The organism is Mucilaginibacter aquariorum (genome assembly GCF_024498135.1).
Taxonomy (GTDB): Bacteria; Bacteroidota; Bacteroidia; order Sphingobacteriales; family Sphingobacteriaceae; genus Mucilaginibacter; species Mucilaginibacter aquariorum.
In genome coordinates this window covers 133,438-145,486 of record NZ_JANHOH010000003.1, presented here as the reverse complement: position 1 = coordinate 145,486, position 12,049 = coordinate 133,438, and the positions used below count along the sequence as shown (strand labels likewise).

Sequence of the window (12,049 nt, the reverse complement as noted above, 5' to 3'; positions counted from 1 at the left end):
TTATCAACTTATCCACATTCCTTGGAAATATTAAAAAACAATATTTAGATTAGGGAACCTATATGAAGAACTGCGAATTTGAGCTGGCGGAAAATTAAATTTTTTAGTTTTAATTATTACCCCCAAATAATTTGCTATGGAACTATTATTAGTAGCTGTTGAAGCCCTTGTACCGATGAGCCTTTTGGCAATATTTATTGTATTAATTGCTGTACAATTTTTACCAAAAGGCAACAAAGAAACAGAAGAATCTGATTCTAATCTGTTACTGTAACAAACAGGTCTGATTATTGCATTAAGATTTATATACAAATCTTACAATGATCGACTATGAAAAAAGTTAACTTATTATTGATCGCTATGGCAATGGTTGCCTTTAGCGGATGCTCAGTTATCGGCGATATTTTTAAAGCGGGCGCGGCTGTAGGTATTATTTCTGTAATAGTAGTAATACTGCTAATTATCTGGCTAATATCAGCATTCAGGGGGCGATCATAAATATAACTCATTGAAATATTGTTTTTTAACTAAAACAATATTTTTTTTGTGCCGTTTTCTTTACATAATCTATTGTTATGGAAAGAACCAGAGCAACCATTGAAATCCTTAACGATCTTATTTTAATAAACAACGATCGTATTAAAGGGTACGAACGTGCCATAAGTGAACTTACACCGGGTGATATCGACCTGAAACATCTTTTCACTAATTTAATAGGAGAGAGCCATCAGTTTAAATTAGAAATAGCTACCGAAGTTGCCGCACTTGGTAAAGATATTGAAACAGGAACTACCATCAGTGGTAAATTGCACCGTACGTGGCTTGATGCTAAAGCCGTATTTAGCGGGCATAGTAAAAGGAGTATACTGGAAGAATGCGAATTTGGTGAAGATGCCATCCTAAAGGCATATAAATCTGCCCTTACACAGGGAATATTACCGGCATATATCCGCGAAATATTAAGTAACCATCAGCCTATTTTACAGGCAGCACACGATAAAATAAAGGCCTTGCGAGACAAGGCTGCAAGTCAATAGCGCCTATTGGGCGCTTTTTTACTGCGTTATATTTACTTCTATAACCTTCCAGCTTTTCCTGTCGGCCCAGTCGCCGCCATTATAAGAGAGCCGCACCTGCCAGGTTGATCTAATGATTTTGCCACTGCTATCCTGTGCGTTCACAAACGACGATATTTGATAACTGTTATGCGCAGTATCAATGTTAGATTCGAACTTGTTTTTTGGGAAACTTGCTGTAGCCGGCTGGCTTAATTTGTCGCTCACAAAAGCCTTGGCAATAGCAAACGCTTCTTTAGCATTTGGCTTGCGGTTAACATGTACCCGGCGGTTTTGTAATATGCGCAGCATTACAACAAAAAAGAAAAGTGCGAATACAATACTGAATATAGTAGCTATACGGATGCGTGGATGGTGTTTCCAGTGTGTATTCTTCTTATCCTCTTTGCTAAGGTTCTTCCATTCGGCATACTTCATGTTCAGGCGCTTTCACCAATAAACAAAATTTTAGGCGAATGTTTTTTTGACGGAAATAAAAGGCATAAAAAAAACGCCCCTGGAATAAACCGGGAGCGTTTCTTTTAATTTTAACAAAAAAGATTACTTTTTAGTAGTATCTTTTTTAGTAGTGTTCATTTTAGCTGTAGTATCCATTTTAGCTGTAGTATCAGTAGTAGCAGCTGAATCCATTTTAGCTGAGTCCATTTTAGCTGAATCTGCAGCAGATGATGAACCAGAACCTTTACAAGCAGCAGCAGAAACAGCGATAGCTAAAGCTAAAAATGCGATTTTGAATGAATTTTTCATTGTTTGTGTTTTTTAAGTGATTTAATAGTTTTTCGTTAGTTAATACCCAAAACAAAAAAAGGTAACCCACTTTTTTAAAAAAAATGCAGGTTACCTTTTTTAAACTTTAAAAACTTAAAAAATTAACAGTGTAATTCTTTAATATTTAACCGGAAGGTTAAATTATTTTTTAGTTGTGTCTTTTTTAGTCGTGTCAACTACAACAGTAGTATCTTTCTTAGTTGTGTCAACTACAACAGTAGTGTCTTTTTTGGTTGTATCAGCAGCTGAATCAGCAGAAGATGCAGAACCAGAACCTTTACAAGCAGCAGCAGAAACAGCGATAGCTAAAGCTAAAAATGCGATTTTGAATGAATTTTTCATTGTTTGTTTTGTTAAATTATTGTAAGTATGTTATTCTTATGAGTTGTTTAATACCGTAATTTCAAAAAGGTAACCCTTTATTTTTGAAATTATTTTTTTACAGTATCTTTTTTAGTTGTATCAACCGGTGCAGCAGCTGTATCAGCTTTGGTAGTATCGGTAGCAACAGCGGCAGAATCAGTTTTAGTAGTATCAGAACCGTTGGTAGCTTTTTTGCTATCGCAAGATGCAGCTGTAAAAGCAATTGCTAAAGCTAAGAATGTAATTTTGATTGAATTTTTCATATTGATTTTTGTGATTGTTATTGTTTGCGGTTATTAATATCAAAAACTTAAAAAGGTAACCCAACAAAAGAAACAGATCCCGACTTTAACAAGCCGGGATCTGTTTTTACAATGCTACCTATTAATCTTTTTTAACTGTATCTGTACCGCCCGAGCCAGATTTATCTATACCGGTATCGATAGCGTTTGGCGAACCGTTTTTACCAATAGTGCTGTCAGCAACCGAACTATTCTTAGATGAATCAATCCGGGTACTATCCGGCACGTGGGTGGAGTTGTTGCCTTTGCATGCAGTTATAGCAACTGCTGCCGTTAATGCTAAAAAACATGTTTTAAATAAGTTTTTCATAGTAGAATTATTTTGATATTTTAAATTAAACTCAAATTTAATGCCGCTATGTACTATCATTTATTTCCCGATATTGCGGCTTAAGCAGGCATACTGTGGCGCTGTTAACACGGTGCAAAAAAAATAAATTATATTATTGGGTTACAATTCAATATAAAAAGTATTAAGTAGTGAATAATCAGTTAAATGTAGAAATGCCGACGGATAGTGAAGTGATCATTGGGATACTTAACAATTCCGACAGTGTTTTAAAAAAGTTATACCTGGCTTATTTCCCAATGGTTTTACAGCTTGTTATTAATAATAATGGTGACGAGGATGAGGCTAAGGATATATACCAGGAAGCTATAATAGTTCTTTACAATAAAGTTAAACGGGGCGATTTTGAGCTAAGCAGCAAATTAAAAACCTACATATACTCTATATGCAGGCGTTTATGGCTAAAGCGGCTCAAGCAATTGAACAGGTACGGTGGCGATATAAAAGATTTTCAGGAGCACCTGCCGGTTGAAGATGAAGTGGAGATGCACGAGGAGCGCGATATGCAGCTTAATAAAATGAGCGATGCGTTAAAGCTACTGGGCGAACCCTGTAAGACTATAATGGAAGACTTTTATATGAACAACAGATCGATGCAGGAAATTTGCGAACGATTTGGATATACAAACGCAGATAATGCGAAAACGCAGAAGTACAAATGTCTGCAAAGGCTGAAAAAACTATTTTTTCAGCAGTAATTATGAAGGGGTGAAGAAATGAAAGAGAACCAACTTTTGGAGATGATTGAGAGCTACCTAAGCGGTGAAATGCCTGCTGAGGAACGCGCCCAGTTTGATGCATTACGTAAAAAGGATGCAACTATTGATACTAAAATAGCCGAGCATAAGCATTTTACAGGTTTATTAAAGCAATATAACGAGCGTTTAAGCCTGCAAAACCGCTTAGATGAGATCCACGAAGAAATTGATGTACACACGTTAAAAGAAGACCTGATGGCGCATCCGTCATGGGTGGTGCAAATGTGGCGTCATCATCACTCCAAGATCTCTGTAGCGGCTTCTGTTGCTATTATAGCCATATTGCTTACGCTATTTATTACAGGTGACCTGAGCAATAAAGACCCAAGGTACCAGCAGCTAAAGGCCGATGTTGAGCGCGTTAAAAAAGAGCAGGATAAATTAGGCGAGAAAACAGATAACCTGATCAAAACTGATAAACAAACCGGGCCAACAATCTCTGCAAAATTTAGGGGCACAGGCTTCGCGCTTACAGGTAACGGTTATATTGTAACCAATAGCCATGTTATAAATGGTGCCGATTCTGTTTACGTACAAAACGGCGAAGGGGAATCATTCCATACCAAAGTGGTTTATACCGATCCTTTGTATGATGTAGCTATCCTTCAGATAAACGACCCTGCCTTTAAAAACCTGGGTGCTATACCTTATAATATCAAAAAGGGAAAAAGCGATTTAGGTGAAGCGGTTTATACCATAGGCTTCCCCGGCGACGACTTTAAATTTGGCCCGGGTGCTTTAACCGCAGGCGTAGGGTTTCATGGCGACACAACCGAATACGAATTATATATCCCCGTTAACCCGGGTAATAGCGGTGGCCCTTTATTGGACGAAAAGGGTAATGTTATTGGTGTAATAACCGGTAAACAAACCCAAACATCGGGTGTGGCATTCGCGGTAAAATCAAACTACCTGTTAAAGGCTATCCAAAGCATCCCGGCCGACTCACTAAGCAAATCGCTTATAATTAATACCAAAAATACCTTATCAAGCCTAAGTCGTACGCAGCAAGTTAATAAGTTGCGTAACTATGTATTTATGGTGAAGGTTTATAATCAGTAAAAAATCAACAATTAATACAGCTAAGAGGGATGCAAGAAATTGCCTCCCTTTTTTTGTTTTTGGATGTTAGTTTTACACAGCAACCTTTAACAGGTGCCGATAGTGCCCGAAAGTAATTGATACCGCCTTATCTTACGCTAAAAAACTTGTCTTTTAATTAGTTCTTCTAAAAAAACCGGTATGCCAGGATTAGAAGGATCGGGGCCGTAAAGTTTCACTATCTTAAAATTTTTATCGATAATGATAGACCTTGGCAGAGAAAGGATTTTATAATCGACCATCTCAGGCTGCGATGCAAATAGTTGGATACCTTCTGCCTTCCTCGATTTAAGATTTTTTTTCCATCCGCCAATATTATCATTTACACACAGCGAAATGAATACAATGTCAGAGTTGGCTTCGTATTTATTTCTTAACCTATCAAAGTATGGCATTTCTTCCAGGCAAGGTCCACACCAGGTAGCCCATAAGTCAATAAAAATTATCTTGCCCTTAAAACTACTCAGCTTAACTTTTTTTCCATTACTATCGTCAGCTGTAAAATCTATGGCAATGTCCCCATCCCAATATTTTGATTTTAGAGCTAACGTTTCTGAAATCGCTTTTTTATAATAAATACTTTTAATTTTACCAATTTCCAGACGAATTTGAAACAGCGCTGTTTTATCAATAGTTGAATTGATTTTATAAAACAGACCGTAAGCATATTGCCAATCTTTGATTTTTTCTATTTCATGATTAGTTTGATTGTAGTCCTCCACCAAACCGTAGCTGTTTTTTCTAAAGGTTTCCAATTTCAACATCAAAGCATTGTCTGCATATGGAAGACACTTCGTAAAATAAACACTCCGCAAACTGTCAGTCTTTGCATTTATTTTTCCCATATCTTCCTCCTTTACCTGGAATTTCATCTTATAGTGTCCAGCCAAATATTTACAGTTGTTTAAGACATCTATATCAATTCGTGCCTTCTCCAGGGTTATAAATTCCTTAGAAACCGTATTTAATCGATCTAAACGTACTTTTCGTTGGCCAGCTAATTGTAAGATATTTGCTATTGTTTTGTCTATATCCCGATCCATATTCAGGCCGCCGTTGAGATAGGACCCGGATTTCGGAGACGGAGTGTTTTTTAGGTAGTTGTTCTCTTCAGCAGAAGTGCCGCTAAATTCGGATTTCTCCGGAGCATTATAATCTATTTCCACTAGTAATTTATCATTTGGCGACAAATACAGTACATTCCTGCCAAGGCGGAAGTAATTGGGTTGTTTTAAAGAAAAAGTTAATGTAAAATTTCCATTTTTATTTGGAATAATTTCCCTTTCGTTGTTAGGTAACCTCAATTCTCCTACTTCCGAAAAGTCGAAAAGAGCTGTCCTATTGTTGAAATTTAGAAGTTTTCCCTTAATTTGAACTTGAGCTTGCAGATTTGTACAAAGACACAGAAGAAAAAAAGTGAAGGGTTTAATGATCTTATAACAATTTCTTTTTAACATAAATTTATCTAAAAACGTAATTTAATCCACAATAGAATACCTTAATGCCATATTGATTTACTCATAGGCGTAAAAACAATTGTCAGATTAAGGCTTTTCTTCCGATAATTACGTTTCCATTTTCCTTCAAAGGCTTTAAACTCTTAGAAGTTAACACGGCAAACTCATTCCTTCCTCTCAAAGCCTTATCTATCCACTTCACCCAATACAAAATCAAGCGAACCTATAATGGCCACCAGATCGGCAATCATCACATTTTTGCCTAATTCGGGTAGTACCGAAAGGTTATTATAGCTTGGGCCGCGGGCTTTGGCGCGGAAAGGTATTTCAGATCGTTCGTTATCATGAACAAAGTAAAAGCCAAGTTCTCCCTTAGCGCCTTCGCAACGGGCGTAATAATCTTGTGCTTTTGGGGTTAGTTTGCGGGGAAGTTTAGCACGAGGGTCAAAATCAGGTGTGCGTTTAAGCTCCTTTTGCAGGCGGTCAAGGCATTGCTCCACCATGCGTAACGATTGCTCTATCTCATCAACACGCACCTTGTACCTGTCCCAGCAATCGCCAAGGGTACCCATTTCGCCTTTGCCTACGGGTATATCAAACTCCAGCTCGGGATAAACCGAATAGTTGTCAATACGGCGCAGATCATATTTTAATCCGGCTCCACGCAGCACCGGGCCACTGCAGCCATAGTTAATGGCCACATCCATTGGTAATACACCTACGTTGGCGGTACGGCTTATAAAGATCTGATTATCGGTTAAAAGCTGGTTAAGCTCAACCATTTTTGGTTTAAAGTATTCTACAAATTCGCGGCAGCGTTCTTCAAAGCCAACCGGCAGATCATAAAACAAACCACCCACCCAAATATAGTTATACAGCATGCGCGAACCCGAAGCCCATTCTAGCATGCCCATAATATGTTCGCGGTCGCGGAAACACCAAAGGAAAGGGGTGAATGCGCCAATATCAATACCATAAGTGCCAATAGCTATCAGGTGCGATGCAATACGGTTAAGCTCGCAAACCAGCACACGGATATATTCGATACGTTTTGGAATATCTTTATCAATGCCCAGCATTTTTTCGACACCCATAACCCAGGCGTGGCTGTTATTCATTGATGCCAGGTAATCCATCCTGTCGGTAAACGGGATGGTTTGCTGATAGGTGAGCGATTCGGCATGTTTTTCAAAACAACGGTGCAGGTAACCAATATGCGGGATAACCTCTTTTACTATCTCACCATCGGTGATCAGCTCCAGCCGCAAAACCCCATGCGTAGACGGATGTTGCGGCCCCATATTAAGCACCATATCCTCTACAGCAGCGTTAGTTATCTTCTGCTGATAGCGGTAAAGCGCTTCGTTATATTTTGAAATTGTTTCCAAGTCTTTTATTCTACTAAACCACCATGTCATTTCGAACGATAGTGAGAAATCTTGTTCATTATGCAATTTCGCCGTCTGTCATTTGAACAAGATTTCTCCTCGTACCTCGTTCGAAATAACAGGTTTTTATACCGAAATCAATTAATCTATTTTAATCCCCTTATAATACTCAGCTGTCTTATAATCTTTTCTTAACGGATAGCCTTCCCAGTCATCAGGCAAAAGTATTCTGCGCAGATCGGGGTGGCCTTCAAAAAATATCCCTACCAGGTCATAGGCTTCACGCTCGTGCCAGTCGGCCGTGCGGTAAACAGATGATACGCTGGGGAAAGATGGTAAATTATCTTCGCTACGATCATTAGGTTTGCTTATCTTCAGCGTAAGCTGCAAATGATAAGGGATAGACGACAGATGGTAAACTACGCCAAAGCGGCCGGCTTCCACGCCATAATCCATACCTGTAAGGCAGGATAAAAAATCGAAATAAGTTTTTGGATTATTGCGCAGCTCCAGGCAAACCTCAACTATACGGTCGGGATCTATCAGCAGGGCGGGTTGCAGGCCGGTACGTTCTTCGCCTGTAACTACGCCCTCGCCAAACTTTTGGGTAAGCAATAATTTAATATCATCAAAACTCATGGCGCAAGGCGAACAATTTTCCAGTTTTTATTATCGGTTTTTTTGTAAACTATCCTATCGTGCAGGCGGCTGCTGCGACCCTGCCAAAATTCTATCAGGCGTGGCCTTAACACATATCCACCCCAAAAAGATGGTTTAGGCACAGTGCTGTCAGCATACTCAATTTCCAGTTGGGCCATGCGCTGCTCCAGTTCTTCGCGGCTGGTAATTTCCTGGCTTTGTGGTGATGCAACAGCGCCTATCTGGCTCAGTTTTGGGCGTGAGTGGAAATATTTGTCAGAGTAATCCCTGTCAAGCTTATCGATAGTGCCCTCAATACGTATCTGGCGTTCCATATCGCCCCAATGAAATACAAGGGCACCCAGTGGGTTCTTGCTTATCTCTTTACCCTTGCGGCTAAGGTAGTTGGTGTAAAACTTAAAGCCCTCATCATTAAAGCCTTTAAGCAGCACTATCCTTGCCGATGGGCGGCCATCGTGCGTAGCGGTAGCCAATGTCATGGCGTTTGGCTCGTGCACTTTGAAGTTAATGGCTTCGTTAAACCATTTATCAAACTGGCGCATTGGGTTGGCGTCAACATCGGTTTCGTTTAACGAAGCCGCGTTATAATCCTGCCTTAAATTTTCTATATCTTTCTGGTCCATTATCGCAAACTTACAAATTAATTATACCGTACATATGAGTATGTTGTTCATTTTGACTATTAATGAACATATTTTTACATTTACTGTTAACATTATATAAATATAACCCTATGCTTAGTCCAATTTCAGCGGCGGCAGGCCGTTTACTCATATCTGAACCATTTATGCCCGACCCTAATTTTAAGCGTTCGGTTATACTGCTTACAGAATATTCTGAAGCGGGGGCAATGGGTTTTATCTTAAATCATCAAACCGATTACCTGTTAGGCGATATATTGCCGGACACGTCATATTCGGAAATTCCGGTGTATATGGGCGGCCCTGTGGCCGAAAATACATTGCATTATATCCACCGCTGCCCCGATAAAATTGAAGGTGGCATTGAAATTTGGGATGGTATTTATTGGGGAGGAGATTTTGAACAGATAAAAGACCTGATAACCAATTACCAGATAACAGAAAGCGAAATAAAGTTCTTCACCGGGTATTCAGGCTGGACACCTGGGCAGCTTGATGACGAGTTACGGGAAGATGCCTGGATAGTGGCCAATAAGTTTGAAGCCGACAGCATATTCAGTAACAACGAGCATAACCTTTGGAAAGAGATCGTTATCAGCCTTGGCCAGCGTTATGCCCACATTGTTAACTTCCCCGAGAACCCGACGTTGAATTAATAAAATATTTGAACAAATAAAAAAGCCTGCAACTATATCAGCTGCAGGCTTTTGTATTTAAACGTATTTTGATTACTCTTTTGCTGTTGTTGTTTCAGCTTCACCTTTGGCATCTTTAAAAGATTTAACGCCTTCGCCAAGTCCGCGCATTAATTGTGGTATTTTTTTACCGCCAAACAATAACAGAATAGCTATAATGATCAGAATTATTTCTGGTGCTCCCATGATTTTTGATATTTAGTATTTTGATTTATATGAATATATACGATGTACGAATATAAGAAGTTTCATAATAATATTTATTTCCCTTCCATCTCCGCCGCCGAAGCTTCAACGGTTTGCTTTAATTTTTCTTTAAAAGCGACCAGGTTAGATACCAGATACTCATCAGCGGTAGATAAGATCTGCGCGGCCAGTATGCCCGCGTTTTTAGCCGCGTTGAGGGCAACCGTAGCTACAGGGATACCATTTGGCATTTGTAATATGCTTAGGATAGAATCCCAGCCGTCGATAGAATTGCTTGATTTTACCGGCACTCCAATCACAGGCAAATGCGTTAACGATGCTACCATACCTGGCAAATGCGCGGCACCACCTGCACCGGCAATAATTACTTTTATACCACGATCTGCAGCGGCGCGAGCGTAGCTAAACATCCTGTCGGGTGTGCGATGCGCCGATACAACGGTTATTTCGTAATCAACACCCAGTTCTTTTAAAACATCAGCAGCATCCTGCATAATGTGTAAATCTGATTTGCTGCCCATTATAATGGCGATCTTTGGTTGGCTCATGTTTTTTATTTCAAGGCGTCATTGCGAGGTACGAAGCAATCTCCTGATATGCTAAGTGGTGATGCAAAGTCCGGAGATTGCTTCGTACCTCGCAATGACGCATGGTTTATATATATTTATCTACGCGATCACCTTCAAAGTTTGTTGTACAAACCTTGCTTTCTCTATCGCTTTTTCTCTGTCATCATCAACAATGGTAACGTGGCCCATTTTGCGGAAAGGTTTAGTTAAAGCTTTACCATACAAGTGCACGTAAACACCGGGGCATTTTAATATTTTTTCGATACCCTGGTAAACGGCCGGGCCTTCGTATCCGGCTTCGCCTAAAATGTTTACCATTATGGCATTGCTAAGGCAGGCGGTATTACCCAATGGTTGGTTAAATATGGCCCTTAAGTGCTGCTCAAACTGCGACACAACATTACCCTCTATACTTTGGTGGCCGCTGTTATGCGGACGGGGGGCAAGTTCGTTCACTAATATTTTTCCGTCTTTGGTCAGGAACATTTCAACAGCAAGCAGGCCTACTATTTTTAATGTTCCGGCAATTTTTTTGGCGATGTTCTCCGCATCCTGCTGTATCTCAAATGGCAGGGTAGAAGGGGATATTAAAAATTCTACCAGGTTGGCTTCCGGGTTAAACTCCATCTCTACCAATGGGAAGGTTTTTACTTCGCCATTTTCGTTACGGGCAACAATAACGCCTATTTCTTTTTCAAAATCCACTAAGCGCTCAATAAGGCTTGGCTCTGTAAAGGCTTTGGCAAGGTAACTTTCGTCAACCACCTTATAAACGCCTTTGCCATCGTAACCATCGCGGCGAAGTTTTTGAATGTATGGGAAAGGGATATGGCTTGCCTTTAATTGCTCCGGCGAGGATATCACCTGGAACTCGGCGGTTGGTATGTCGTTCTCCTTAAAAAATTGCTTTTGCAGGCCTTTATCCTGTATCAGGCGAATAATGCGCGATTGCGGATAAACGGCAACGCCTTCTTTTTCCAACTGCTCCAGCGCGTCAACGTTCACTTTTTCTATCTCGATGGTAAGCAGGTCAACCTTTTTACCAAAGTTATAAACGGTTTCGTAATCGCCAAGCGAACCTACAACAAACTCGTTGCAAAGCCGGCGGCAGGGTGCCTCGCGGTCCGGGTCGAGTACCTTTACGGTAACGTTATAATTTATTGCCTGCTGTATAAGCATGCGCCCAAGCTGGCCGCCGCCTAATATTCCTAATCTTAAATCGCCGTAAAATGCTTTCATGTGTATAGGCTGCAAATTTACCTAAATCTTTTAAATAGCGATTGAAGAATTATTTCTATCTGTAGGGTTATTACTCAGTCGCAAATAAAAGTAGGTGTGGATCGCTAAAAATATTAATAAGGGCCCGCCGATTAGTATCCAATTACTGAAACTTAAATAATTGCCCATATGCCTTGGTAAAAGAAAATAGCTTGATAACAATAATAGCATAATGTCAGTACCATAATAAAAAACAAATCGTAAAAAGCTATTAGCATATATTTTGCGATTTGCTAAAAGTAAGGCAGGTACTGTGACTATAGCAATAATTAAGTTATTGAAAATTACAAATTCAGGCAAACCTTCAAAAGAGGTGTCCAGTCCACCTCTTACAAATCCTTCATCAATAAAATAACTCATCCTTAACGCAATAACAGCTATCAATGCTGAATAGATGAAAGTTTTAAAAAGGTTTATGAGTAAGGTATTTAGCATAT

General features: G+C 39.7%; 19 protein-coding genes. 6 read left to right on the top strand and 13 right to left on the bottom strand.

Going from position 1 to position 12,049, the window contains the following annotated elements; translation table 11 throughout:
- Window positions 1–136 precede the first annotated feature (136 nt).
- The 3 genes from NPE20_RS15720 (at window position 137) to NPE20_RS15710 (ending at window position 1,037) form a co-directional block, all read left to right on the top strand.
- On the top strand, window positions 137–274 hold the full coding sequence (locus NPE20_RS15720) for a hypothetical protein (protein WP_256539633.1): 138 nt from the start codon (window positions 137–139) through the stop codon (window positions 272–274).
- A gap of 56 nt (window positions 275–330) precedes the next feature.
- Entirely contained in the window at window positions 331–498 is a 168-nt protein-coding gene (locus NPE20_RS15715) for a hypothetical protein (protein ID WP_256539632.1), read from the top strand.
- A 77-nt stretch (window positions 499–575) separates the two neighbouring features.
- Window positions 576–1,037: a PA2169 family four-helix-bundle protein gene (locus tag NPE20_RS15710; RefSeq protein ID WP_256539631.1), complete on the top strand. Its 462-nt coding sequence runs from the start codon at window positions 576–578 to the stop codon at window positions 1,035–1,037.
- Window positions 1,038–1,055: 18 nt separating this feature from the next.
- On the opposite strand, the gene NPE20_RS15705 is transcribed toward NPE20_RS15710, so the two are convergent.
- The 5 genes from NPE20_RS15705 to NPE20_RS15685 form a co-directional block, all read right to left on the bottom strand.
- Entirely contained in the window at window positions 1,056–1,493 is a 438-nt protein-coding gene (locus NPE20_RS15705; protein ID WP_256539630.1) for a hypothetical protein, read from the bottom strand.
- Between the two features lie 123 nt (window positions 1,494–1,616).
- Window positions 1,617–1,823 (bottom strand): hypothetical protein, encoded by a 207-nt coding sequence (locus NPE20_RS15700; protein WP_256539629.1) that lies wholly within the window; start codon window positions 1,821–1,823, stop codon window positions 1,617–1,619.
- 162 nt (window positions 1,824–1,985) lie between these two features.
- Entirely contained in the window at window positions 1,986–2,186 is a 201-nt protein-coding gene (locus NPE20_RS15695; protein WP_256539628.1) for a hypothetical protein, read from the bottom strand.
- 89 nt (window positions 2,187–2,275) lie between these two features.
- Window positions 2,276–2,470, bottom strand: a complete 195-nt coding sequence (locus tag NPE20_RS15690; protein WP_256539627.1) for a hypothetical protein — start codon at window positions 2,468–2,470, stop codon at window positions 2,276–2,278.
- A gap of 121 nt (window positions 2,471–2,591) precedes the next feature.
- Entirely contained in the window at window positions 2,592–2,819 is a 228-nt protein-coding gene (locus tag NPE20_RS15685) for a hypothetical protein (RefSeq protein ID WP_256539626.1), read from the bottom strand.
- Window positions 2,820–3,013: 194 nt separating this feature from the next.
- Between NPE20_RS15685 and NPE20_RS15680 the strand changes: the two genes are divergently transcribed.
- Window positions 3,014–3,556 carry an RNA polymerase sigma factor gene (locus NPE20_RS15680; protein ID WP_290427210.1) on the top strand — a complete coding sequence of 181 codons (543 nt, stop codon included), beginning with the start codon at window positions 3,014–3,016 and terminating at the stop codon, window positions 3,554–3,556.
- A gap of 18 nt (window positions 3,557–3,574) precedes the next feature.
- Entirely contained in the window at window positions 3,575–4,678 is a 1,104-nt protein-coding gene (locus tag NPE20_RS15675) for a S1C family serine protease (protein WP_256539624.1), read from the top strand.
- 137 nt (window positions 4,679–4,815) lie between these two features.
- Here NPE20_RS15675 and NPE20_RS15670 read toward each other — a convergent pair whose 3' ends face one another.
- The 4 genes from NPE20_RS15670 to pdxH all read right to left on the bottom strand — a co-directional run bounded on the left by NPE20_RS15670 (window position 4,816) and on the right by pdxH (window position 8,845).
- Window positions 4,816–6,174, bottom strand: coding sequence for a TlpA family protein disulfide reductase (locus tag NPE20_RS15670; protein ID WP_256539623.1), 1,359 nt, complete (start codon window positions 6,172–6,174; stop codon window positions 4,816–4,818).
- Window positions 6,175–6,359: 185 nt separating this feature from the next.
- Window positions 6,360–7,487 carry an NADH-quinone oxidoreductase subunit D gene (locus tag NPE20_RS15665; RefSeq protein WP_256539784.1) on the bottom strand — a complete coding sequence of 376 codons (1,128 nt, stop codon included), beginning with the start codon at window positions 7,485–7,487 and terminating at the stop codon, window positions 6,360–6,362.
- A 216-nt stretch (window positions 7,488–7,703) separates the two neighbouring features.
- Window positions 7,704–8,201 carry an NADH-quinone oxidoreductase subunit C gene (locus tag NPE20_RS15660; RefSeq protein ID WP_256539622.1) on the bottom strand — a complete coding sequence of 166 codons (498 nt, stop codon included), beginning with the start codon at window positions 8,199–8,201 and terminating at the stop codon, window positions 7,704–7,706.
- Window positions 8,198–8,845 carry a pyridoxamine 5'-phosphate oxidase gene (gene pdxH, locus NPE20_RS15655; RefSeq protein WP_256539621.1) on the bottom strand — a complete coding sequence of 216 codons (648 nt, stop codon included), beginning with the start codon at window positions 8,843–8,845 and terminating at the stop codon, window positions 8,198–8,200. The genes NPE20_RS15660 and pdxH overlap by 4 nt, the downstream gene beginning before the upstream one ends.
- Before the next feature lie 110 nt (window positions 8,846–8,955).
- Between pdxH and NPE20_RS15650 the strand changes: the two genes are divergently transcribed.
- Window positions 8,956–9,519 carry a YqgE/AlgH family protein gene (locus NPE20_RS15650; protein WP_256539620.1) on the top strand — a complete coding sequence of 188 codons (564 nt, stop codon included), beginning with the start codon at window positions 8,956–8,958 and terminating at the stop codon, window positions 9,517–9,519.
- 72 nt (window positions 9,520–9,591) lie between these two features.
- Here the strand turns inward: NPE20_RS15650 and tatA are convergent, their stop codons facing one another.
- The 4 genes from tatA to NPE20_RS15630 form a co-directional block, all read right to left on the bottom strand.
- A complete protein-coding gene (gene tatA / locus NPE20_RS15645; RefSeq protein WP_256539619.1) occupies window positions 9,592–9,744 on the bottom strand; it encodes a twin-arginine translocase TatA/TatE family subunit in 153 nt (50 codons plus the stop codon).
- Window positions 9,745–9,818: 74 nt separating this feature from the next.
- Window positions 9,819–10,313, bottom strand: coding sequence for a 5-(carboxyamino)imidazole ribonucleotide mutase (gene purE, locus NPE20_RS15640; protein ID WP_256539618.1), 495 nt, complete (start codon window positions 10,311–10,313; stop codon window positions 9,819–9,821).
- A gap of 120 nt (window positions 10,314–10,433) precedes the next feature.
- Window positions 10,434–11,573: a 5-(carboxyamino)imidazole ribonucleotide synthase gene (locus NPE20_RS15635; RefSeq protein WP_256539617.1), complete on the bottom strand. Its 1,140-nt coding sequence runs from the start codon at window positions 11,571–11,573 to the stop codon at window positions 10,434–10,436.
- A gap of 30 nt (window positions 11,574–11,603) precedes the next feature.
- Window positions 11,604–12,047 (bottom strand): hypothetical protein, encoded by a 444-nt coding sequence (locus tag NPE20_RS15630; protein ID WP_256539616.1) that lies wholly within the window; start codon window positions 12,045–12,047, stop codon window positions 11,604–11,606.
- Between the last annotated feature and the right edge of the window lie 2 nt (window positions 12,048–12,049).